The 24,401-nt window shown below is 35.2% G+C and carries 25 protein-coding genes and 1 tRNA gene; 11 read left to right on the top strand and 15 right to left on the bottom strand.

Annotated features, from left to right (window positions below; all coding sequences use genetic code 11):
* Nucleotides 1-51: 51 nt before the first annotated feature.
* From LOK78_RS11190 to LOK78_RS11125, 14 genes are all read right to left on the bottom strand, one after another.
* A complete protein-coding gene (locus LOK78_RS11190) occupies nt 52-1,224 on the bottom strand; it encodes an amidohydrolase family protein (RefSeq protein ID WP_232634958.1) in 1,173 nt (390 codons plus the stop codon).
* An 88-nt stretch (nt 1,225-1,312) separates the two neighbouring features.
* Nucleotides 1,313-1,975, bottom strand: coding sequence for a hypothetical protein (locus LOK78_RS11185; RefSeq protein ID WP_232634957.1), 663 nt, complete (start codon nt 1,973-1,975; stop codon nt 1,313-1,315).
* 200 nt (nt 1,976-2,175) lie between these two features.
* A complete protein-coding gene (locus LOK78_RS11180; protein WP_232634956.1) occupies nt 2,176-3,318 on the bottom strand; it encodes an alpha/beta hydrolase-fold protein in 1,143 nt (380 codons plus the stop codon).
* Nucleotides 3,319-3,452: 134 nt separating this feature from the next.
* The gene (locus tag LOK78_RS11175) at nt 3,453-4,031 is read right to left on the bottom strand and encodes an NAD(P)H-dependent oxidoreductase (RefSeq protein ID WP_232634955.1); all 579 of its coding nucleotides are present in this window, start codon (nt 4,029-4,031) and stop codon (nt 3,453-3,455) included.
* Nucleotides 4,032-4,091: 60 nt separating this feature from the next.
* Nucleotides 4,092-4,655, bottom strand: a complete 564-nt coding sequence (locus LOK78_RS11170; protein WP_232634954.1) for a Crp/Fnr family transcriptional regulator — start codon at nt 4,653-4,655, stop codon at nt 4,092-4,094.
* Nucleotides 4,656-4,724: 69 nt separating this feature from the next.
* Nucleotides 4,725-5,258 carry a GNAT family N-acetyltransferase gene (locus LOK78_RS11165; RefSeq protein WP_255673744.1) on the bottom strand — a complete coding sequence of 178 codons (534 nt, stop codon included), beginning with the start codon at nt 5,256-5,258 and terminating at the stop codon, nt 4,725-4,727.
* 118 nt (nt 5,259-5,376) lie between these two features.
* Entirely contained in the window at nt 5,377-6,444 is a 1,068-nt protein-coding gene (rsgA, locus tag LOK78_RS11160) for a ribosome small subunit-dependent GTPase A (protein ID WP_232634952.1), read from the bottom strand.
* Between the two features lie 202 nt (nt 6,445-6,646).
* Nucleotides 6,647-7,075, bottom strand: a complete 429-nt coding sequence (locus LOK78_RS11155; protein WP_232634951.1) for an FKBP-type peptidyl-prolyl cis-trans isomerase — start codon at nt 7,073-7,075, stop codon at nt 6,647-6,649.
* 227 nt (nt 7,076-7,302) lie between these two features.
* Nucleotides 7,303-7,848, bottom strand: a complete 546-nt coding sequence (locus tag LOK78_RS11150) for a hypothetical protein (protein ID WP_232634950.1) — start codon at nt 7,846-7,848, stop codon at nt 7,303-7,305.
* A 117-nt stretch (nt 7,849-7,965) separates the two neighbouring features.
* Nucleotides 7,966-9,642, bottom strand: a complete 1,677-nt coding sequence (locus LOK78_RS11145; RefSeq protein ID WP_232634949.1) for a MutS-related protein — start codon at nt 9,640-9,642, stop codon at nt 7,966-7,968.
* Nucleotides 9,643-9,840: 198 nt separating this feature from the next.
* Nucleotides 9,841-10,467 carry a hypothetical protein gene (locus LOK78_RS11140; RefSeq protein WP_232634948.1) on the bottom strand — a complete coding sequence of 209 codons (627 nt, stop codon included), beginning with the start codon at nt 10,465-10,467 and terminating at the stop codon, nt 9,841-9,843.
* A gap of 142 nt (nt 10,468-10,609) precedes the next feature.
* A complete protein-coding gene (locus LOK78_RS11135; RefSeq protein WP_232634947.1) occupies nt 10,610-11,053 on the bottom strand; it encodes a hypothetical protein in 444 nt (147 codons plus the stop codon).
* A gap of 250 nt (nt 11,054-11,303) precedes the next feature.
* Nucleotides 11,304-11,870 carry a hypothetical protein gene (locus LOK78_RS11130; protein ID WP_232394954.1) on the bottom strand — a complete coding sequence of 189 codons (567 nt, stop codon included), beginning with the start codon at nt 11,868-11,870 and terminating at the stop codon, nt 11,304-11,306.
* A gap of 152 nt (nt 11,871-12,022) precedes the next feature.
* Nucleotides 12,023-12,097 (bottom strand) — tRNA-Pro (locus tag LOK78_RS11125).
* A gap of 81 nt (nt 12,098-12,178) precedes the next feature.
* Between LOK78_RS11125 and LOK78_RS11120 the strand changes: the two genes are divergently transcribed.
* The 6 genes from LOK78_RS11120 to LOK78_RS11095 are packed head-to-tail and all read left to right on the top strand — an operon-like array spanning nt 12,179 to nt 16,737.
* Nucleotides 12,179-13,294: a PQQ-dependent sugar dehydrogenase gene (locus tag LOK78_RS11120; protein ID WP_370465571.1), complete on the top strand. Its 1,116-nt coding sequence runs from the start codon at nt 12,179-12,181 to the stop codon at nt 13,292-13,294.
* Nucleotides 13,295-13,297: 3 nt separating this feature from the next.
* Nucleotides 13,298-13,717: a c-type cytochrome gene (locus tag LOK78_RS11115; protein WP_232634945.1), complete on the top strand. Its 420-nt coding sequence runs from the start codon at nt 13,298-13,300 to the stop codon at nt 13,715-13,717.
* 50 nt (nt 13,718-13,767) lie between these two features.
* The gene (udk, locus tag LOK78_RS11110; protein WP_053971659.1) at nt 13,768-14,376 is read left to right on the top strand and encodes a uridine kinase; all 609 of its coding nucleotides are present in this window, start codon (nt 13,768-13,770) and stop codon (nt 14,374-14,376) included.
* A 1-nt stretch (nt 14,377) separates the two neighbouring features.
* On the top strand, nt 14,378-14,704 hold the full coding sequence (locus LOK78_RS11105) for an FtsB family cell division protein (protein ID WP_053971658.1): 327 nt from the start codon (nt 14,378-14,380) through the stop codon (nt 14,702-14,704).
* On the top strand, nt 14,694-16,058 hold the full coding sequence (locus LOK78_RS11100) for a methylmalonyl-CoA mutase subunit beta (RefSeq protein ID WP_336246334.1): 1,365 nt from the start codon (nt 14,694-14,696) through the stop codon (nt 16,056-16,058). Before LOK78_RS11105 ends, LOK78_RS11100 begins: the two co-directional genes overlap by 11 nt.
* A 10-nt stretch (nt 16,059-16,068) precedes the next feature.
* Entirely contained in the window at nt 16,069-16,737 is a 669-nt protein-coding gene (locus LOK78_RS11095) for a hypothetical protein (protein WP_232634944.1), read from the top strand.
* 73 nt (nt 16,738-16,810) lie between these two features.
* On the opposite strand, the gene LOK78_RS11090 is transcribed toward LOK78_RS11095, so the two are convergent.
* Entirely contained in the window at nt 16,811-19,576 is a 2,766-nt protein-coding gene (locus tag LOK78_RS11090; protein WP_232394958.1) for a M16 family metallopeptidase, read from the bottom strand.
* A gap of 173 nt (nt 19,577-19,749) precedes the next feature.
* On the opposite strand from LOK78_RS11090, the gene LOK78_RS11085 reads away from it, so the two are divergent.
* The 5 genes from LOK78_RS11085 to lepB all read left to right on the top strand — a co-directional run bounded on the left by LOK78_RS11085 (nt 19,750) and on the right by lepB (nt 24,399).
* Nucleotides 19,750-20,514 carry a ParA family protein gene (locus LOK78_RS11085; protein WP_053971654.1) on the top strand — a complete coding sequence of 255 codons (765 nt, stop codon included), beginning with the start codon at nt 19,750-19,752 and terminating at the stop codon, nt 20,512-20,514.
* Between the two features lie 3 nt (nt 20,515-20,517).
* Nucleotides 20,518-21,417: a ParB/RepB/Spo0J family partition protein gene (locus LOK78_RS11080; RefSeq protein ID WP_053971653.1), complete on the top strand. Its 900-nt coding sequence runs from the start codon at nt 20,518-20,520 to the stop codon at nt 21,415-21,417.
* Nucleotides 21,407-22,030, top strand: coding sequence for a DUF5683 domain-containing protein (locus LOK78_RS11075; RefSeq protein ID WP_232634943.1), 624 nt, complete (start codon nt 21,407-21,409; stop codon nt 22,028-22,030). Before LOK78_RS11080 ends, LOK78_RS11075 begins: the two co-directional genes overlap by 11 nt.
* A gap of 3 nt (nt 22,031-22,033) precedes the next feature.
* Nucleotides 22,034-22,735, top strand: coding sequence for a 4-hydroxy-tetrahydrodipicolinate reductase (gene dapB / locus LOK78_RS11070; protein ID WP_232634942.1), 702 nt, complete (start codon nt 22,034-22,036; stop codon nt 22,733-22,735).
* 65 nt (nt 22,736-22,800) lie between these two features.
* Nucleotides 22,801-24,399: a signal peptidase I gene (gene lepB / locus LOK78_RS11065; protein ID WP_232634941.1), complete on the top strand. Its 1,599-nt coding sequence runs from the start codon at nt 22,801-22,803 to the stop codon at nt 24,397-24,399.
* Nucleotides 24,400-24,401 lie beyond the last annotated feature (2 nt).

The raw sequence follows: 24,401 nt of genomic DNA, 5'->3' as shown, positions 1-24,401 counted from the left end.
GGTTTAGTTAATGATTTTTATAAACAGTCAATTATTGACTCCATCAATGAATCATTTGGTTTTACCGTTCTTCCAAATTTGATTAATTGTTGTGATATTCATTATGTTTTCCAATGGATTTTTATTTAGGACTAAAAAGGTCGCCTTACTTCCTGTACGTAATTCTCCAATCGGCAATTCAAAAGCTTTGGCTGCATTTCCTGTAGCAGCCTTTAAAATTTCTAGATTTGACAATCCAGCCATTTGGTATAACTCTAATTCCAGAAAATAATCTTCAGCAAAATCCATTTGTCCTTCCTGAGCATCAGTTCCCGCGACAAGTAAAATATTATTTTCATGATACATTTTTATTATTGCTGCTCGTTCTTCTGCATTTAACAGATTATCCTGTACCCATTCGACCATAAAAGGTGGCAGACCATCCAAAGATTTTAAGGAGATGCCCCCTGTTGGCACAATAAATACACCGCTTTCTTTAATAATCTTATAATAGTGATCGTCTAAAGGCAATTCATCTTTAAAATCAATCATATGAACAAATCCATCGGGTTTGAATTTGGCTATTTCTATCATTTCTTTTGCTGTGGTTGCATGAACTACCACTTTAAACCCATTGTCATGAGCATATGCAATAATGTCTTTGATTTGCCCATAACTTAAACTAGGTGGAGCAGGATCTCCCATAAATCCGTGATTCACATGAATTATTTTAATATAATCGACACCATTCACAATGCGATGATCTACCCATTCTTGAATTGAAAGGGAATCATTGATGGTTTCCATATCAGGACTAAATTGAGTGGGATGTCCTCCAGGAACGGTTGCTGCATGACCAGATCCATAGAGGATTGAATAGCCTATAGAATCGCTTGACATATGCTTCCATTTACTTTCTCTGTCCTCCAATCCTGTATGCATGTTCAACAAATACATGACTCCCAAAGGAAATCCAGCTTTTAAATCTTCTAATTTGGAAGCATGTACATGGGCATTCACCAAACCAGGGATTAGAAATTTTCCATTCCCATTAACCAATGAATCACTTTCGAGCTTTGTGGATGAAATGGCAGCAATGGTATCTCCATTAATAGCAATGTTCACAACACCATGATCTTTGTGACCATCAAAAAAATGAATATTTTCAATGACCATATCGTAACGGACAGGTTGGGAGCAACTAAAAGCTAACCCTATGAGAAGTAAAATGGATATTCTTTTCATTTTTATTGATTTCAAATTCAAAACCATCAGTAACATATCCAATGATTTTGAATAATGTCTTATAAGTTAATAAATTTATATGGCTTAACTATTTGGTCTTCCGAGTTTCCTTCATGTAGAAGAGACCTAAAACTAATGGCGGAACAAAACATGTTATAGCAAAAACAGCAAAGGACACTGCTCCAAGAATGACTGCAACAAAAGAACCGACCATAAGTAAAAGTGTTATACCTGCTATCCATTGAGGTACCCTACCCTTTTTGCTGAATCCTTCAAAAAAATATATGATAAAGACACTTGTTTGAAATAAAGCTCCCAAATTAAAAAGAAAAAGAGGGGCCCCACGTAAAGCCTCAAATAGATACAATTCATCATCTAAGACCTTGAAAGCATGAGGATAGCTACCTAAACTAAGTGCAAATGAAATAATGAGTATTAAACTTCCTAAAAAATACACTGCCCAAAAAAGGCTTAATGGAAACCAACCTATTTTCTGGTTGACCTTAAAAAGAATCATAGATGACAAAGCCAAAAATACGTTCCCATATAGGGCCCAATTCCAAATAGAATTCATTTCATCCCAATTTTCGTAGAGAAATTTCCCAGCTTCCAAATCTGTCCTTTTCATTTCAACAACCAGTGATGCCCATCCCGCATTGACCTCAAGAAATATACAGATTATGGTTATTAAGGCTCCTAAACTTAAAAGGAGGCCTCCCATTCTTAATTCAGGTTTTGTCTGTATTTCCATTTTCAAAATGTTATTGATTCCAGTTCATTTAACTTTAAATTCCACGCTCTCCAACAATAAAAACCAACCAATTTAGTAACATCTAAAAGGACTAGGTGATTCAATAATAGGATTTGCTATTTTCTAGGAACAGGAATTGAATTTTGTTAAAGTTATAAAAATTAGATTCTCATGTCGCTATAAATGAGGTAGATATGTCATTATTTTAATTCAGAAAGTAGTTCTTCCTTTTCTTCTTTTGAATAAAATTGAGATTGTTTCAAGCTCTCTTTGAATTTGCTTATGGTTTCTGAAGTATCCTGATTCAATTGTTGTTGGGCATCTAGGATATAAAGGTAAGCTTCAGAAAAGCTTGGATATTGATTAATGAGTTCTTCCCAAACCTTGATAGCCTTCAGGTAATCTTCGTCATTGTAAAAACCCCAACCTTTCCCATTCAAGACACCCAACGAAAAATCCAAGTTAGAGCCATAATGATTGATCAAATTGCCTTTTAATTCATCAAATACGTCAACATTCTTATTTGAGGGTTCAAAAAAAGTATATTGCTGAACGGACCAATATTCAAATAAATCATATAAGGCCTCCCCAATTCCCAACCCCGGTACAGCATGATGAAATGCTTTGGGAAAATAAGTTCCTCGAATATCAAGTTTTGAATTGGTATTTTCAACTTTAACCTTTTCAATAGTTTTATAATCTTGAGGATAATCTTTGCCTATGGCATAAAGGAAGTATTTGTTGTGCTCTAATTTGCGTTTGTTTAAATCCGAAAGGGAATCAGTTAGAGAAATGCTTTCTTGCTTAAAAAATGGATCTAAGGCTATCACCGCAGATAAACCCTCAATATTCTTAACAAACATGGAGGTGCTAAAATGACCATACCAGGAATGACCAATTAAGACTCTAAACGAACTTGCTTTGTATTTTGTTTCGGCCAATTTTATAATTTCATCAAAGAGAAATTTTTCATTGAGATGCGCTTTACCGTCTTTAGAAGACTTGGGGCTTTTCGCCTCACTTATCCGTTTAGAATTATCAGACTCAATGCCTACAATAATAGAACGTGGCATTTGTTCTGCAGCCGTTAAATAGTCTATGGTGTTTACAATCTGACCGTAACTTCTTTTATTTTGCCTATCAAAAATTATAACCAACGGGTATTTTTTTTGATTGTTATTTTGCCAGTCATCTGGCAATATGATTGAGATTTTCTTCTCGTAGCCCAAATGGGATGACACAAAAGTGGTGTCCTTTTTTGACTTATACACTTGATAATCCTGTGCTAGAAGCATCTGACTAAAAAAAAGGGTCAAAAAAAGCGAGAAATAGGTTTTGTTCATTTATAGTTTATTTTTAGTTCGTTGAAATAAAATCTACATTTCAACAATCCCATCTTTGTTATTTATTCACGCTTAAAGATAGAAAAAGAAACTAATAATGAGCACTTTATAAAAACACCCTATTATGAGTAAAGTCATTTGAGTTGTTCTCCTAATACCGATATTTTTCTTAACCATTTTTCTCTAAAATCGGAACTCGAGTTCTTCATGGTCGCTATGTAAGTCACTTTAACAGGTTTGATACCGCAAAATTGCAAAGTGCCTTTCTTGAATTGATTTATGGCAGGTCGCTTCATAATTAAGAAATCATACCATTTTGGTGTATCAGCCGTGATGATTAAACGGGCGGACTTTCCTTTCAAAAGTTTTTCTGGGAGCGGTTTTCCTTCAATAGGTTGATAAGCGATTCCAGGAAGAAAGGTTCTATCAATAAAACCTTTCATAATTGCTGGATAACCATACCACCACATAGGGAATAGCCATACCATATGGTCTGCCTTTTTGATTTTGTCAATGGCCGCCACTAAATCAGGTTCCAAGTCCATTCTTTTACGGTAACCAAACTTTAAATTCGGATTAAATTCCAATTCTGAAATGTTAATCTGAGTGACCATAGCGTTAGATGTATTTACTCCCTTTTTATAGGCCTCTGATAAAGCATAATTAAAACTTTCTTTATCAGGGTGTCCATTGATTATTAATACTTGTTTCATGATTGTTCTATGTTTTACACAAAGAACTACACAATCAAAAACCTTTGAAAGGACATTTGTCTAATTCGATATCGACTTTCTTATCCGGCTTAAATGTCTTTGTGATATCCCTAAATAAGATGCCAGAAAATTAAGAGGAATTAATTGTAAAAATTTAGGATGGTTATGGAGTAAGTCGAGATACCGTTTTTCTGCGGATTCCTTTTGCAACAAGAAAATTCTTTTTTCCATCTGGATGTATTCTTGTTCTGCTATATGTTTAAAAAATTTCAACCAATTCACACTAGATTGCTCCAATTGTAAAATTTCATGACGTGGTATGGATAAAAGTTCAATATCAGTTAAAGCTTGAATATTCTCAACAGTTTTAGATTGGGAAAGAAATGAAGAATAGGCATTAACAAACGAGTTGGAAAAGGTAAAACAATAAGTTACCTCCTCTTCTAACGATGAATAATAAAATGACCTGAACAATCCAGAGGTTACAAAGGCTACCTCTTGACAGGTTTGCCCCTCTTTGATAAAAAAATCTCCCTTTTTTAATTTTTTACGGACAACCTTTCTCTCAAATAGATCTATTTCCTCTTCCGTCAGTATACCAAAGGTTGCTAAATAGTTTTTCATTTTTGCTTTGTTACTACAGATTTGTTGCTAGAAATCACAATTTTTAGCTCAGTTTTATATTTCCAAACGTTATCTTTCAATTTCATAAAGCACACACTTTTCTAATTCTTTATATTCAAAAAGTAAAGGGTGATTAAAACTTTTAGATTTTTTCATTCCTATTTTTTTCATTACTTTTTCTGATCGGGTATTAATCTCAGGACAGATTGATTTTATTTTCTCCAGTCCCATCTCATTAAATCCAAATTCTAAGCATTTTTTTGCGCCTTCTGTTGCAAATCCTTTTCCCCATTCAGCTTGAGCCAATCTCCACCCTATATCTACACAGGGGGTAAAATCTGACTCAAAAGTTTGTTCTGCAATTCCAATAAAGCCTATGAATTCATTATTTTCAAGTTTGTCAACAGCAAAATAGCAGAATCCATTTTTAGAAAATTGATCTCTCATTCTGTCAATAAATTCATACGTCTGTTTTTGAGTTGGTATTGACGGAAAATGCTCCATCACTTTTGGGTCTGAGTTAATCATTCCCATTTTAGATTTGTCCTCCTCAGTCCAATTTCTAAATCCCAGTCTATCCGATTTGAAAATATAATGATCCATTAAGTTTTTTTAGGTGCGGTAACGGTTTCTATGTCATTTTCAAGCTTCAATTTCAAAAATTGATGAACATCAAAAATACCACGGGTTTTCAGAATTAGACGAGGATAAACAATTACTTTTAAATATTGTTGTGCTTATTTCGCTTTTTATAATTCTTTATCATTTTCCCAAAATCCTTGTCCTTCTTGCGTTTTTCAGCAACTGTTGACTCAAAGTGCTCCTTTTCACGTTCCATTTTCAAGAAGTTTTCGTAGGACGATTTATCTATACCATGACTTTCAACTGCTTTCAAAACGGCACAACCCACTTCAGACGTATGGGTACAATCTTTAAATTTACAATCTTTGGACAATTCAATTATAGCTTCAAATGTCAATTCTAATCCATCGGTAGCATCTGCAATTCCTACTTCTCTCATTCCCGGATTGTCAATAAGAATGCCGCCATTTTCGAGCACCAATAATTCACGGTGCGTTGTAATGTGTCGTCCTTTGCTTGTGCTTGCACTAATGGTATTGGTTTTCATCAATTGCTTCCCCAAAAGGCTATTCAAAAGGGTTGATTTCCCTACTCCCGATGAGCCTAACAAACAATAGGTACTTCCCCTTTCTATACGCTTTATCAGTTTTTCAAATCCTTGCCGTGACGTATTGCTTATGGGGAATACGGATACTTGTTTTATCCTTTCTTGAACAGTTGTTATCAGCTTTAATAAAGCGCCTTCATTTATCAAATCAATTTTATTGAGAATAATAATTGGCTTTACGTTAGATGTATTGCAAATGGTCAAATACCTTTCAATTCGGTTGATATTAAAATCCCTATCAACAGCCTGAACAATAAAGGCATAATCGATATTAGTCGCTATAATTTGTTTCTCCCCTTGTTTTCCTACGGCTTGCCGTTCAATAATCGTTTTCCTTGGGAAAACAGAATGAATAAGGACCTTATTTTCATCATATTCAGAAATCGCAACCCAATCACCCACAGCAGGAAAATCAGACCTGCTTTGGGCTGTAAAACGCAAGTTCCCAATTATTTCACCATCATATTCTTTGTCACTGGTTTTTACAACGTATCTTTCCTTGTGCTCTGAGATAACACGTCCCACTCCAAAAGAATCAAGATTTTGTTCCTTTCTATAATTTTCAAATTCTAAAGTATATCCTAATTCTTCTAGTGTCATTACTTTTATTCCGTATGTTATAGCCTTAACCTTAAATATGATTTAAAGGGTTGTCACTTAGTATTTATAAAATTAGTGATTTTTTAAGTTAGCTAGGTCCTAAAGGGATTATTGAAAGTACACGATGGAATTAAAACAAAAAACCACAGTTTAGACTGTGGTTTTCTATATTTTTTGCCGTGAATTACGGGCTCTTTGTAACTTATAAAATTTCTACAAGCTCTAACTCAAAAGTAAGATCTTGTCCAGCCAATGGGTGGTTCCCATCAACTATGATGTGATCATCTTTTACATCAACGATTTTAAATTGGTGCTCTCTCCCATCCTCAGAACGAGAAGTTAATCCCATCCCTAATTCTGGTGTTATGTCTTGAGGCAATTGATTCCTTTCTACTCTGTGGAACAATTCTTTATTAATATCTCCGTAGGCTTGTTCCATCGGGATTTCTGTAGTTTTCTTTTCATTCACTTCCATTCCTACCACGGCATTTTCAAACCCAGGAATCAACATTCCTTGGCCCAAAGTAAACTCTAGAGGCTCTCTTTGAAGAGACGTATCAAAAACTTGACCGTTCTTTAGCTTTCCAGTGTAATGTACTTTTACCGTATCGTCTTCCTTTACTCGACTCATAATAAATTATTTTTCAATGATTTATACAAAATTACCACATATAAGTGGAACCCCAATAAGAATACACAACTATCCCAGAGAATTAGGAATATTTCAAACGAAATCCTAAAACCTTAACAACCCCTAAATGATCTTGAAGTTGTGTCATGAATATGATATTGGATTTTTTTAGAAATAAAAAAGACAATTTGTAAATAGAAATAACCCAGAGGTTGCCAAAGTGCTGTTTATGATTCCGTGTTATGCCCAGTTTTTATTCTTTCAATCAGTTTGTCGATCCTTTCATTTCTGCACCAAGCTGTTCGGTCTAAATTTATTTCGTGAACAGTTTTGCCATGATTTTTTATTTTTAAAATCCTTTGTTTTCCAAAAAGAGAATCTTCCGTCTTTTGTAAATCGTAACTTAAATTTTTATAATCATATGAATTATCTTTTTCCTGACCATTTGCTAGGTTAACAGTTTTAATTTCCAGTTTACGATCAAAGTCATTAAATTCCATTTTAAAAACTTCTCCGAATTTGTATTTTTTTCTAGTCCGATAGATAAACGAAGTTATAACTCCAACAGAAATTAAGAGACTCGACAACAATGGATTTTCAAATAAAAGTTCAAAAGTAGAATTCACTCTAGTTGGTCTTCCTTTAGAAACAAATAATGGAATGGCGATCCAACCTGCTAAAAAGAAAACCAGGAACAATACAATATATTTAATTCCGATTGTTAAAAAGTTTAAATCAGAAGCAGGTTTTTCTATCTCGTAACTGTCGATCATGAATTGGCTACAATGGTTTGTAAAAAGAAGGCGTGGTTTTGTGTCCAAGAATTTTCCGTGAGCAAAATAATCAAAGTGAGCAAAACAAGCAACTCATATAGGTTAAGCACAAAATTGTTATTCTTTATCTACCTTATGCTCAGTAGTGTATTTTGCTAAATATGTTTTGTCTAATTCTTTGGCTATCTCCATTGCTCCTTTCACTACCTCTTTGGGATATCCATTAATTTCAAGTATTCTAATGGCATTTCTTTTCTTCAGTTTCCCTTCCTTTAATTTGTAATCAAAACCTATGTTGTTATCATTTACTGTTTCACTAAAATGAAATAATTCGTATTCATCGGATAGCATATCGGTTAATTCTATATCATGGGTTGAAACCAAAACCTTATTGCTATTCTTTATTAAAGCAGACAAAACAGATTTCCCTGCAGAAATTCGCTCTACGGTATTTGTCCCCTTAAATATTTCATCCAAAAGAAAGAGGTTTTTATTTCCATTTTCACTCTCTTTAAGCATCTCCTTGATGGTTAATACTTCTTCAAAATAATAACTTTTGTCGTTCATCAAATCATCACTTATTCGAATAGCCGAAAACACTTTTAGCAAAGGAAAAGTCATTGATTTTGCAAAACAGGTATTAATGGTAAGTCCGGTTATTACATTCAGCCCAATGCCACGTATAAAAGAAGTTTTTCCAGACATATTTGAACCTGTAAGTAATATGGATTTTTCAGTTATGTCAATACTGTTTGTAGTGCAATTAAAAATTAATGGATGACTTATATCCTTAGCAAGAATTTTATCCTCATCATTAATAATTGGCAAGCAAAATGTTTCAATTCCGTTTCTTAAAGAAGCTAAGGAAATTAACATATCAATATGTCCAACAAATTTAAAAATGCTTTCTATTTCACCTCTTTTTGAATCCAACCTTTTTAAGAAACCAAATAACAATAAAGGCTCAATCAAAAACATTGTTTTAAAAATCTCAAATATAAACCAAGCTATGATTTCAAATTCTCCCTGTAGTTTAGCTTCGAGTGAGAAAAAAGACATTCTATTTTTAACTCCATTGATCAGTTTAATTGACTTTGGTAAGTCAGGATTTAATTTCTTAAATAATGAGTGGGCAAATAAATGAGATGCAACGCTGTTAAGTCTTAAAAGCTGTGGAATTGAACCTACGTATTGGGCTAAATTATTTTTATTCCAATAATGAACTACAAAATTCACGCAAAAAACACATAATAGAACTATGAAAAATATTGGATTAAAAAAAGCTAAAACAAGTGAGACTAAACTAGCAAAGGACAATAGTTTTATAACAATAAACCATTTTGGTGGATTAAGTTGCTCTTCTTGAAATAAGGAGGATATATAATACGCATCTTTATGTTTTAGTGTTTCAAGCTTTTTTTGAACTGAAATTCTTAATTCACGATTTTCTGAAAATTCAGTAATTATTTCTTCGTTTAGCTTAGTCTGCCTTTTATTTACTTTTATTGTCCGTAGATTATTGTAAAAGTATTGTTGCCCAACTTTAGAATTGGTTCGATCAAGAAAAATAAACAAATCATCAAAATCCAAATCGCTACAGGTTTTGTCTGATAATACCTGATAAGCTTTTGAGTTGTCATTCCTTCTAAAGTATTTTTGAATACTGTCAAAGTCAAAGGAATCATCTTTCAGTTTTCCGAATGAATCCTTAAGCCTTTTATTTAACTCTTTTTTTCGGTTGAATTTTATTTGATAAAAAGAGGATTTTATCTGAAATATAATGTCCTTAATCATTAAATAAATTAGTGTGGTATTTTTATTTAATGTTACAAAATATATTCAGTATAATGTTCATCTTGTAAATTTTAGTGAGGTGCTTTCACAATATTGCCAATAGTTATATTATCGTTTTCGATGTGTGGCACGAGTGCATTGAACGGGCAAACCAAAATAAGAAGCAATTAATTTTATACGGTTTTGGCAAATCGTTTTTTAATTAAAATACTTTTTCGATTTTTCCCAAATTTCATATTTACTATGCTCTCCTAGATAATAATAAAACTTTCCGTCTGGTTTAATCAGAATAAAATTTCCATATCTTATTTCGTAAGGAAAAAATAATTTTTCAAATAAACTCTCTTTATCTGCTATCCAATTAATTTTATTTTGATGGTAATATTCAAGATTGTCAGATTCAGGTGAATTTATCCAAAATTGATTTATATCACCAATTTTATGAAGTTTTTTTAAATAGTCCTTATCTAAAACATTCCAGGTGGAACTTGATTTGGTGTTATCAGCTTTTTTCGGAAATGCAGTTAAATAATTTATAACAATATTTTGAGTTGAGTCAATTGGTTTGTCCGTCAATTCTGTCAAGTATGATTTGAGATTCTCAAATGTACTTTCATCGAGCTGACCGAATTTTTCTCTTGTTACCAACAAACCTATTTGAGTTGTATCATTTTCAAAATATAAGTCTAAATTTTTACTATAATCTTTAGCCTCTATGAATTTCTGTCTATTTACTTTCTCCCCACTTTCATTGTAAAAAACAATTGGTTTTTCTTGGGCGAAACCCCAATAAGCAAACAGAATAAAAATCAATGTTAATCTCATATTGTATCGCTAATAGTAAAAAACTAAGGTAGCAAAATTGTAAGAAGTTCTTGTGAGAAAAATTAGATTCAATGAACTATGGTCTTTGTGGTCGCATAGTATGTTCTTTTTAATTGTCCCAATAATCACCATTCTTAATCTTTTAAGAAATTGTTTTGATAGATTGATTATATTTTTTAATTGGTTCAAATTCCAACAACTCTGGATTTTCAGCCAACCATTTTTCAATAATTCCTGAAGTCCAAATTTCAGGTAATTTTTCATTGTCCAGATAATTTGCCATAAAAGCAAACTCATTTACCATAGTTAGCTTGTGAAAATCATATTCCGATTTGTCCTTGGGGAAATGTTCAATGACATAGGATTGATGACAACATAGTAAATGCTCAGCATAAAGTTTGGTAAAAACCAAAGTCACATATTTTTTGTAAGCACTTTTGTCAATAGTTCTTAATTCTCTAAATCCTTTAATGATGTTTCCGGGAATTGAGTCCAAAGAAGTTGCTCCTTTCGGTAAAAAATTCATAGCAAATTCAGAAACATCCTTCTTATAATTTGGAGTTTCCGATTCCGACCAAGTTTTCAATTCAGATTCAGAATTGAGTTTTTTTCAGTTCGTTGCTGTTTCTGATTGCAGTTTAACAGCAAAAATAAAATCGGCAAAAAAAGGGCTTTGTTTAAATTCAAAATGTTTTTATTAATTGAGCCACAACAGTTAATAAATGAAAAAGTAGGCGCTTTTGTCTCCAAGTATTTTCTTTTATAACTCAAGCACGAAGTGCAAACTTTCACTATAAAAATCAAAAGTAATTTTTCAAATACTGTATTGTACCAGATTATTTTTTATTCAGCGGAAATGTTAGTCCAACCGCGAATGCACCAACGTACTGCTCTACAGACGGCTGAATATTGTAGGAAATTGCTACATCAACATTATTATTTTTTCCTAATGCCAAACCGATTGCAATCGGTATGTGATAAATAATGCCGCCCTTGTCAATATTGTCGAAAGCCGTAAATGTTTCAAATTTTCCAATCGAGGAACCTATCCCAATTTCAAAGTAAGGTGCTACCCATGGAATTGGCGCCCGTACTCTTGCTTTTCCACCAAGCAAAAATGCCTTTGTTTCCGCTTTTTCGTCGGTTGGATTATCATCTAGATCTTTTCCATCAGAGTTTGTAAAAATAAAACCTGCATAAGGTCTTAATTGGAACCAAGAAGTTACTTTCAACACTAGTTCCCCTTGGGCAAAAAATCCATCGTTCACGATATTATCAACACTATTATTTGGGGCACTTAAGCCATATCCAATTTGCGCATTTATCGATTTTTCTTTAATAAATTGTGCTTCAGTTAAATTTGATGTCAGTACAATAATTAATAGTATTAGGGCTCTTCTCATAATGTGTTACAACAGGCGTTAAACGCTCTAAGGTGTTTAATTAGTTTATGTATACGCCTTCAAAAATAAATAAATTTCCTACACAAACTAGGAACTTCCATAAACCAAATAAAAAGCACAAAAAAAGCCGAACATTTCTGTTCAGCTTTCTGTCGGGGTGGCAGGATTCGAACCTGCGGCCTCCACGTCCCAAACGTGGCGCGATAACCGGGCTACGCTACACCCCGAATTTTGGACTGCAAAGATATTGTTATTTCTCGAATTTCAAACAATATTATTTTTAATTTTATAGAAATCCCAGAACTATGATAAAAAAAATGGTTATCCCACTGTTGTTAGGCGCCTTACTTACAGGTTCTTGCCAACAGAAAAAAGAGAAAACCTTAGCAGCTAATCAAAGCAGCCAAGAGTTGTCCTATGAGCTCATCGTTCCAGATCTCCACATCCCCTGGGGCTTTCAATTTCTCCCAGACAATTCCATCCTTTACACCGAAAAAGAAGGCAAACTCGTTCATTTCATCAACGGTAAAAAAACCGAAATCACAGGCCTTCCAGAAATCTACGTAAAAGGTCAAGGGGGCTTACTAGACCTGCAACTTCATCCCAATTATGCCCAAAACGGTTGGCTCTATTTTACTTACGCCTCCCCAGCAGGAGATAAAAAAGGAGGTCATACAGCCCTCATGAGGGCCCGTATAAAAAACGACCAATTGGTAGACAAACAATTACTATATAAGGCACAACCCAATTCCACAGACGGCAGGCATTTTGGTTCCAGGATAGAATTTGACGACCAAGGCTATGTCTATTTCAGTATAGGCGAACGTGGCAATAGAGACGTAAACCCGCAAGATATCACTAGGGATGGTGGTAAAACATACCGTCTCAAAGACGATGGCATCATCCCTGATGACAACCCCTTTAGCAACCAATCAAATGCCAAAAAAGCCATCTACACCTACGGCCATAGAAATCCGCAGGGAATGAAACGCAATCCGGTCACCCAAGACATCTGGATCCATGAACATGGCCCCATGGGAGGTGATGAAATAAACATCATCAAACCCGGAAAGAACTACGGCTGGCCTAAAGCAAGTTTCGGAAAAAACTACAACGGCTCTCAATTAACGCCGTACACCACCCTGCCCGACATAGAACCGCCCATTCATTATTGGGACCCCTCCATTGCCCCTAGCGGTATGGTTTTTATAACCAGTGATAAATATGGCAATTGGAAAGGAAATCTGTTAGTCGGTTCCCTGAAATTTCAGTATCTTGCACTTTGCTTTTTAGACGGAAATTCCGTGGTAAAAGAAAAGAAACTTCTAGAAGGCATAGGACGAGTTCGTTCTCTAGAACAAGACCCAGATGGCTACATCTATGCTGGCATAGAAGGATTAGGAATTATTAAGCTCCAGCGTTAACCTATGCGACATTTTTTTAAAGCAATTCTATTGACCTCCATCTTCATGGTTGGTTGCAACAATTCAAATCAAGGAAGTAAATCAGAGAAAAACTTAAAGGCCAGCATGGAAAAGGGAAAGCAACTTTATGGCGTCTATTGCATCAGTTGCCACATGCAGGAAGGACAGGGTGTAAAAAACGTGTTTCCTCCCCTAGCAAAATCTGATTTCCTGATGGAAGACATTCACCGAGCCATACATGTGGTTAAATATGGCCAGCAAGGAGAAATCACCGTCAACGGACAAACCTATAACAGCGTCATGACACCTCTTGGCCTTTCGGATGAAGAAGTGGCAGATATCCTTAATTATGTAACCAATTCTTGGGGCAATACCAATGAGACGTTAATAACTCCTAAACAAGTTTCCAAAATTGAACGGTGACATTTGTTCCAAATATTTAAATTTGTGTTACTTATTTAAATGCACCATTCATGTTAATTATAGGTATTGCTGGAGGAACAGGCTGTGGTAAAACCACTGTAGTCAACCAAATTCTAGAAGAACTGCCAGAAGGTGAGGTTGGAATCATCACTCAAGATTCTTATTACAAGGAGACCTCCCACTTGACTTTTGAAGAACGAACCGCCATCAATTTTGACCACCCAAGGTCTATAGACTTTGAATTGCTGGAAGAGCATTTAAAAGAATTAAAAAAAGGAGAGACCATAGAGCAACCCGTCTATTCTTTTGTCAAACATAACAGAACAGGAGATACCATAGTGACCCACCCAAGAAAGGTGATGATTGTAGAGGGCATTTTGATACTAACCAATCCTGAATTAAGGAGCATGTTTGACATCAAAATATTTGTTCATGCCGATAGTGATGAACGCTTGATAAGGAGGTTAAAAAGGGATATTTCAGAAAGAGGCAGAGACATTGACGAAGTGCTCACTAGGTATCAACGTACCCTGAAGCCCATGCATCAGCAATTTATAGAGCCCTCAAAAGAATATGCAGACATTATTATTCCTAATAACAAATACAATACAGTAGCCGTTGATATTGTGAAAACTATCATTAACGAACGTCTTATTTGATATGGGCATTAAAAATAACAAATACCTGAAACCCTTTAGAAACATTTTTGTTTTGATACTTGTTGTCTTTGCGGTTTGGATGATTTTCTTCGATGCCAATTCGTTTTTGATTCACTACGAGCTGAATTCAGATATTAATGAACTTGAAAACGAAAAGGAATACTATCAAAATGAAATCAATAAAGACAAAAAGGCTATTAAGGAGCTAAGCACTGAAGAAGGTGTTGAAAAACTGGCTAGGGAAACCTACTATATGAAACGGGAAAACGAAGAAATTTACATCATTGAATACCAGGACAGCCTTGTAAAAACAAAACATGATGAGTAAATCACTTTTTGACGAATTCCCCAATATTTCTTCAAAACAATGGAAGCAAAAGTTACAGTTTGACTTAAAAGGTGCCGACTATAATGACCTTTTAATATGGCATTCCAATGAAGGTATTGACGTCAAACCTTTTTATGTTTCAGAGGATATTGAAAATCTGCCCATCGAAAAATCAGTGGATTGCACACGATGGCAAATATGTGAAACCATCTTTGTAGCAGACGTTGAAAAATCTAACCAGCATGCCATAGCGCTTCTTAGACAGGGAGCAGATACGATCAAATTTATCCTTCCTCAAAAGGATATCGACATTAAGGGACTGCTTGAAGGTATTCCTAAGGAAACGCTTCTTTATTTTGAATTTCAATTTCTTAATCCTGAATTGGTAGCAGAGGTCAAAAAAACCCATCCCAATTCAAACTTAGAAACCGACATCATTGGGAATTTGGCCAGGAGCGGTAATTGGTTCACAAACTTAAAGGATGACCACCAAAAGTTTGAAGCAATTATCAAAAACACCAAACAAATAAGTATTGATGCTGCTTTGTATCAAAATGCTGGAGCCAATATAACCCAGCAATTGGCTTACGCCTTATCACATGCCAATGCCTATTTAGACCATTTGACTTCAAACAGCACGGAAAAAGAAATGAAGGAACTGGAATTCTCCTTTAAAATGACCATTAGTTCCAATTACTTTTTTGAGATTGCCAAACTGAAGGCCATGAGGCTGCTCTGGGAATGTCTATCAAAAGAATATCAAGCAAACAGCTCTTGCCATATTTTTGCACAACCCACAAAAAGAAACAAAACGCTATTTGATTATAATGCCAACATGCTGCGCACCACAACAGAATGCATGAGTGCTATTTTAGGCGGTGCCAATACCATCAACAACTTGGCTTATGATACTGTATTTAAAAGGGTAAATGATTTTGGAGAACGCATATCCTTAAACCAATTGTTAGTGCTTAAACATGAAAGCTATCTCGATAAAGTCGTCAATCCTACAGAAGGAGCCTACTACATAGAGACCCTCACCAACCAATTGGCTCAAAAAGCCTTGGACATTTTTAAGGATATTGAGGCCGGAGGCGGCTTTTTAACGCAGCTTAAAGATGGCGTTATCCAGAAAAAAATTAAGGAAAGTTCCCAAAAGGAACTGGAACAGTTTGACAATAAGGAATTGGTGTTGGTGGGAACCAATAAATACATCAACCCTCAGGACCAAATGACCGACCAACTGGAGCTATATCCCTTCTTAAAAATGGCTCCTCGAAAAACCCTTTTAGAACCCATTATTGAAAAAAGAATTTCTGACCCCCAAGAACAAAATAGATTAAAAACCGAATAAAAATTACATTATGAAACAAACGATGATTAAAGTATTTGTTATCGCCTTAGGAATAAGCCTGTTTGGTTGTAAAACGGAAACCAAACCAACGCTTGATTATAAATTTGCCCAAGATGGTTCCAGCATAAACTGTCCTAATACAAACACCAAGTTATTTGAAGAGGCTGTATTGAGTTTTGAGGAAGACATTAAAAAATATTTCAATCAGTCAACCAATAATTTACCCAAAGCATACAGCTCCTTTCTTGCTAATGTAAACAATAGAAGAATGGATTATCAAGCTGCTGTTTCACCACATTCTATGGAAGTGTTTGAAGCCCTTAAAGCCGAAGCTGGATTATTTAACGAAGACCACTCGGTGAATTACCAAGCACCTATCTTTGAATGCGTAAGCAACAATTTTTCAGATAAAGATTTCCAAACTACTTTTAAAGCCCTGGTTGCAACGAACAGTATGAGAGCGCCACTAATTGCCGCTCCATTAAGAACAAAAATCAGAAGAGCTCCAAAAGATAGATATTTAGCCACCTTTGTTGCTTTAGATTGGTATTACTCCAAATTATTTGATGTAGATCCTACTCAGGTAACTGAAAAACCGGTTAATGAAAACGAACCCAAAGTAAACCCTACACAACTTAAAAATGCGGAAAGGATTCAATCTTCCCAATCAGAAAAATAAGTCTTGAACGACTTAAATAAAAAAGCCCATCTCAAGAGATGGGCTTTTTTATTTCAAATGGTATCAAAATATATTAATCCACTTTTTCTTCTTCCTTTTTGATATCGGCTTTTTCGAAATCTCCAGCATAAACTACAGTCCACTGATCAAATGTCTTGAAGTATTTCTTGATCGCCTTATTAACATCCTTCACGGTTAATTTTTTAACCTTCTCTTCAATGTCTTTTTGGAAATTCATGTCTCTGTCATAATACATATTGTTACTGATGGTGTTTAGTAACTCATTATCTTTCGCTCTAGAGACACTCTCATTTTGAATCCAACCTTCTTTGGCATTCTTCAATTCCTCTTCGGTAATACCTTCATTGATAAATCTGGCAACTTCCTCTTCAAATCCAAGTTTTACCTTAGCTTCATTCTCAGGTGCATAAATAGCATAAACAAATATAGAAGACGATTTATCATCCTTATTGCCATCTACATTAACACTACCTCCTGCTCCATAACTTACACCGTCTTGTTGACGCAATCTCGTAGCGATTCTAGAGTTTAAGAAACCACCACCAAAAATAGCTCCAGCCATTTCCAATGCCGCAAAGTCCTCGTCATATTGACTCGCCTCAAAAGTTAAGGCTCCAACAGTAAAGGCATTTTTCTTATCTGGCGTTAAGATTTCGTCAGTTACCGCTTTGTTTTCGAAATATTTGTCGGCAACTCTTTTGTATTTCAATCCCGATTTAAAATCTTTGAATTGCTCTACAAAATAAGTCTTCAAGAATGCTTCATCCAAATTACCTATTGCTACTACACTAGACCAATCTGATAATCCGTAGAAGGTGTTGTAATACTTCTTAATCTTTTCAATGGTGACATCATTAATAGCCTCGATATTCTCCTCAAGAGACATAGCATACATTGGATGTCCTTTTGGATACTGCTGATTAATCTGTCTTAATTTCATCCCTGCCAAGAATGTTGGCTCAGTCTTACTAGATTCTATACTAGCCAAATCCTGAGTTTTAAGCTTATCCAATTCTTCTTGGTTAAAAGCAGGGTTCTTCAACATATCCACCATTAAATCCAAAGTTGGTTTTAGGTTTTCTTCAGTAGAACTTATTCGGGCATAAAGTCTGCCATTAGATCCTTGAAATCTAATTGAGGATTTCAACTCACTTAACTTATCTTCAATTTGTTGTCTTGATTTAGACGTGGTTCCTTTGTCTAACATTCTGGCAGTATAGCCATCAACAACACCTGTATTCATAAGTTGATCAAGGTTTCCTGTTCTCAAAACAAAAGAAAGATTAACGGTATTCCCGCGGTTGTTCTTTTTAATGAATCCATACTCAATACCGTTACTCAAAGTACCTTGTACCAAACGTTGGTTGATATTGTCATAAGAAGGGTCAAAAGCCTCTCCAGCATCAAATCCTTCCCTTCCTTTGTAAGTAGCAACTAGGTCTTCCAAACCTTCGGTATGTTCTATCTCTACTCTTACCGGTGTTTTTGTTGGGATAAACTTCCCTACCGTTCTATTGGTTTTAATAAAATATCTTTGAATTGCTGCATTTACTTTTTCAACAGTCATCGTTTCAATACGATCTCTGTGAATAAACGCTAACCTCCAATCTCCTGCACCAATAAATTCACTCATATAAGTTCCTAAATAAGAAGAGTTTCTGCTTATTTGGTCAATTTGCTTTAAAAGATTGGCCTTAGCTCTATTTAATTCTTCCTGACTCACAGGTTTTTGGGAGAAATCATCCAAAACAGTCAATAATGTACTTTCAGCTTCATCCAAAGACTTATCTGATGGTACATTAACATTAAAATAAATAAAACCTGGGTCATGGGTAAACGGACTAAAAGACCAAATTCCTGATGCTTTTTTTCCATCTACTAAAGCCTTATACAAACGCCCAGATGGATTATCAGATAAAATCTGTTCTGCTATGGCAATAGCAGCATAATCTTCATGAGAACCTGCTGGGGTGTGATAAAGCGCAGAAACAATCTGTAAATCCCCTACTCTACTTAGGGTCACATATTTCTCACCATCTTGAGCTGGTTCTACTGTATAAGATTTTCTTACTGGTTCTGCCGGATTTTTTATTCCAGCAAACTTATCTTCAATCAGTTTTAAAGTTTTATCCTTGTCAAATTTACCAGTAACCATTAAGATGGCGTTATCTGGTCTGTAATACTTTTTATAAAATGCTTGTAAGTTTTCAATAGGTACACGCTCAATATCAGATTTGTTTCCAATTGTTGAACTACCGTAGTTATGCCATAAATAAGCAGCATCGATTACCTTGTCCATCAATACACCTGAAGGCGAATTCTCCCCACTTTCAAACTCATTTCTTACCACACTAAATTCTGATTCCAAATCTTTTTGTGCAATAAAAGAATTGACCATTCTGTCAGATTCTAAATCTAAAGCCCATTCTAAATTATCTTCAGTAGCATTAAAAGTTTCATAATAATTGGTTCTATCATACCATGTGGTACCATTAGGACGAGATCCTCTAGTTGTTAATTCCTGAGGTATATCAGTATGATTTGTAGATCCTTTAAATAACATATGCTCCAAAAGGTGAGCCATTCCTTTTTCTCCATAACCCTCATGTCTTGAACCTACTTTGTAGGTAATGTTAACCGTAATGGTTTGTGAAGAGTTATCGGGAAATAATAAGACTTTAAGTCCGTTGTCAAGTTGATACTCTGTGATACCTTCTACGCTCGCCGTTTGCTTTAATTGGGCCTGTGTAGTAAATGAGACGGCCAAAAACAATAAACTGGCCAGCATCATTTTAGATTGATGATAAAATTGATTCATAAATTGTGATTTAAATAGTGGACTAAAGATACAACTTAATACAAAAGTTCCCACAAAGCACTGTTAATATTGCCTTAAAATAAGGCCCTTATCAATTAAGATACTGTTAACAACTTACGTTTTCTAAACTGATAAATAATTGTATTTTTACGCTATTAAAACCAAATCGTTTAATGGGCAAAATTATAGCTATTGCTAACCAAAAGGGAGGTGTTGGAAAGACCACTACCTCAGTTAATTTAGCTGCTTCACTAGGAGTTTTAGAAAAGAAAGTGCTTCTTATCGATGCAGACCCTCAAGCCAATGCCACTTCAGGTTTAGGTATTGATGTTGAATCCGTAGAAATTGGAACCTATCAACTTTTAGAGCATACCAACCATGTAAAGGAAGCTATTATTAATACAGACACTCCCAATTTAGATGTCGTTCCAGCACATATCGATCTTGTGGCTATAGAGATCGAGTTAATTGATAAGGATGAAAGAGAATACATGCTAAAAAAGGCTTTGGCAGACATCAAAAATGATTATGATTTTATATTAATTGATTGCGCACCTTCTTTAGGGCTTTTAACGTTGAACGCTTTAACTGCGGCCGACTCTGTAATTATTCCAATTCAATGTGAATATTTTGCATTGGAAGGTTTAGGTAAGCTATTAAACACAATTAAAAGCGTTCAAAAAATCCACAACCAAAAGTTGGATATTGAAGGTTTACTATTGACCATGTACGATGCCAGGTTAAGACTTTCAAACCAAGTAGTTGAGGAAGTACAAAAGCATTTTAACGACATGGTTTTTCAAACCATTATTCAACGAAATGTACGCTTGAGTGAGGCCCCAAGTTATGGTGAAAGCATTATAAATTATGATGCAGCCAGTAAAGGTGCTTCAAATTACTTAAGTTTGGCGAAAGAAATCATTACCAAAAACTCCTAATTTATGGCGAAGGCAACGAAGAAACAAGCTTTAGGTAGAGGGTTATCAGCCTTATTAAAAGATCCTGATAACGACATTTCTTCTGCAAAAGATAAAAATGCTGATCAGGTTATAGGAAATATTGTGGAATTGGATATGAATGCCATAGACCTCAATCCTTTTCAACCTAGAACAAATTTTAACGAAGAATCTCTAAAAGAACTTGCATCTTCCATTAGAGAATTAGGTGTTATTCAACCCATAACAGTAAGAAAACTAGACTTCAACAAATACCAGTTGGTATCTGGAGAGCGCCGTTTTCGCGCTTCTAAATTATTAGGTCTGGAATCTATTCCAGCTTACATCCGAATTGCCAATGACCAAGAATCATTGGAAATGGCGCTTGTTGAAAACATTCAACGTCAAGATTTAGATCCTATAGAGATAGCTCTTTCTTACCAAAGATTGATTGACGAAATCAATTTGACCCAAGAACAAATGAGTGATCGTGTGGGAAAAAAACGTTCTACCATAGCCAATTACCTCAGATTGTTGAAATTGGACCCAATCATCCAAACTGGGATGCGCGATGGTTTCATCAGTATGGGACACGGGAGAGCTTTAATCAACATTGAAGATCAGACAGATCAATTGGATTTATATGAGAAAATTATTACCAAAAAACTATCGGTTAGAGAAACTGAAGCTTTGGTAAGAAACTTTCATTCAGATACTCCCGAGAAGGAACCTATTGAAAAAGAAATTCCGAAATATATTAAGAAAGGAATTAAGGAATTCTCAGAATACTTTGGTCATAAAATTAGCGTTAAGGTATCTAATAAAGGAAAAGGAAATATTACCATCCCCTTTCATTCCGAAGAAGACTTTAACCGTATCATGAAACTTGTAAAACGTGACAAGTAGGCTATTTATAATAACAATTCTGTTTTGTTTCTCTGTTATTCCAGTTTGTTTTTCTCAAGAAAACGATGAGGAAAAAACAGAAGAACAGCAAAACGTACGAAAATCCAAATCTTATATTGACACGGATGATTTAGTGGTGGAGCAAGCGGCAATGGACAAAAAGCCTATTGACCCTTTAGCGCCTTCCAAAGCAGCATTCTATTCAGCCATCTTACCTGGTTTAGGACAAGCTTACAATAAAAAATATTGGAAAATCCCTATTGTGTATGCTTTCATTGGCGGTGGTCTTTATTTCTATTTTGATAACGATAGAGAATATGACCGTTATAGGGATGCCTATAAAAGCAGACTAGCAGGTTATACTACCGATGAATTTTATGGAGTAGTAACCGATGATGGCCTGGTAAGAGCCCAAAAAACACTAAGACGAAATAAGGAAATTTCCTTGCTGGTTACTTTAGGTTTCTATGTTTTAAATATCATAGAAGCCAATGTAAATGCTCACCTTATGCAGTTTAATGTGGATGATGCATTGACTGTAAGGCCCCACTATAAGATTAATGATTTGAACAACAAAGGAGACGTGGGCCTCACTTTAAATTTTAAATTTTAGATTATGAAAATAGCGCTTCTAGGATATGGCAGAATGGGAAAAGCAATTGAAGCCATTGCCAAACAAAGAGGACACTCGATAGTTATAGCCACTTCGGAAGAAGGTGGGTATGATATCACTCAAGCAGATGTCGCCATAGATTTTAGCGTTCCTAATGCAGCCTTTTTTAATATCGCCAATTGTTTAAAGCACGGTGTACCCGTGGTTTCGGGAACTACAGGGTGGCTTCATAACTATGATAAAGCCGTGGCACTTTGCGAAGAAGAAAATGGCGGATTTATTTATGCTTCCAATTTTAGCTTGGGCGTGAACATCTTCTTTGAACTTAATAGAACATTAGCCAGATTGATGGGACCTCTTGATGAGTATAAAGTATCCATGGAAGAAATTCATCACACTCAAAAATTGGATGCCCCTAGTGGAACAGCAATTTCTCTTGCCGAAGGCATCATCAAGGAACACCAAAATTACTCAGAGTGGGTATTGGATCAAGAAGCACCAAATGCTGTTCCAATTACAGCCAAAAGAATCGAAAATGTGCCCGGTACACATACGGTTACATATAGCAGTAAAACAGACACCATCGAAATGACCCACACAGCACATAGCAGAGATGGCTTTGCTCTAGGAGCAGTTATTGCGGCTGAATGGTTGGTTGGCAAAAAAGGTGTTTTCACCATGAAAGATGTGTTAAATATTGGTTAACTTCTCTTGGAAAAGTAACAATTTTAACAGTTCTTGCACTAACCAAAAAATAAAAGAAAATAATTATGACTCTTGTACAGTGGTTTATTTTTATCCTAATCATTCAAGTAATTCATGGATTAGGAACCTGGAAATTATATCAAAAAGCAGGTAGGGAAGCTTGGGAAGCATTTATCCCTGTGTACAACGCTGTCATTTTAATGAAAATCATCAACAGACCTTGGTGGTGGACCATTCTTCTATTTCTTCCCATAGTAAACTTGATCATGTTCCCTGTAATTTGGGTAGAAACTGCCAGAAGTTTTGGAAAAAGCTCTACTACAGATACATGGCTAGCCATTTTAAGTCTCGGTTTTTATAATTACTATCTCAATTATTCCGGTGACAACCTAACTTATATTGAAAATAGGGATTTACATCCTAAAACAGCAACTGGAGATTGGGTAAGCTCCATTTTATTTGCCATTGTGGCCGCAACCATTGTTCACACCTATTTCATTCAACCTTATACCATTCCAACTTCTTCTCTGGAGAAGTCATTATTGGTTGGTGATTTCTTATTTGTGAGCAAATTTCACTATGGCGCTCGTATTCCCATGACTACTCTTGCAGCTCCAATGGTTCATGATACCATACCTGTTTTAGGAACAAAATCATATCTATACAACGATAATTCAAAAGAAGAAAAGACATCCTTTATCAATAAGTTTCAATTGCCTTATCTGCGATTACCTGGATTTCAAAACGTAGAACGCAATGATATAGTTGTTTTCAATTGGCCTGTAGATACTTTGTACAACATGTACAAACCTGCCAACAGAGCCTATAAAAAACCAATAGACAAAGAAACCAATTACGTAAAACGCTGTGTAGGTATTCCTGGAGATTCTTTAGAAGTACGTAACGGTTATGTATATATTAATGGACAAAAGAACGAATTACCAGACCGAGCCAAATTACAATTCTCCTATAAAGTAGAAACTAAAAATGGCCCGTTTGATAATTACGAACTGTCTAAACGATATGGCATCACTGATTTCCCTCATTACAATCAAAATTACACGGTGTGTTATTTCCCTGGTATCACTAATGAAACCGTCGAGAAATTTAAGAACCACCCTAATGTTGCCAAAATAGAACCTTTGATGCGTGAAAAAGGGGAGCGTGAAGGCAGTGTGTTCCCACATGATCCAGCCTATAATTGGAATAATGACTTCTTTGGTCCTTTATACATCCCTAAGGCTGGTGCCACTATTGAGTTAAACACGGATGTTTTGCCTCTTTACAAAAGATTGATTACTGAGTATGAAAACAATGAATTGCAGGTTAAAGGCAATCAAATCTTTATAAACGGACAACAAACTTCGACCTATACATTTAAACAAGACTATTACTGGATGATGGGTGATAACCGTCATAATTCACAAGACGCTCGTTCTTGGGGTTACGTTCCCATGGATCATATAGTTGGTAAACCCGTCTTTATTTGGATGAGTTATAACCAACATGGTAAAGGTATTGGAGAAAAAATAAGATGGGATCGTTTGTTTACAACCGTAAATGGAAGTGGCAAACCAACCTCCTACTTCATTCCATTCCTAATTTTGATGGCTATAGGTTACGGATATAACAAATTCAGAAAAAGAAAAAAGGAACAGGCATAGGT

It is taken from the genome of Mangrovimonas futianensis, from assembly GCF_021245805.1.
Taxonomy (GTDB): domain Bacteria; phylum Bacteroidota; class Bacteroidia; order Flavobacteriales; family Flavobacteriaceae; genus Mangrovimonas; species Mangrovimonas futianensis.
Note: the sequence above shows the minus strand (reverse complement) of the source record. Positions and strands in the feature narration are given on the sequence as shown.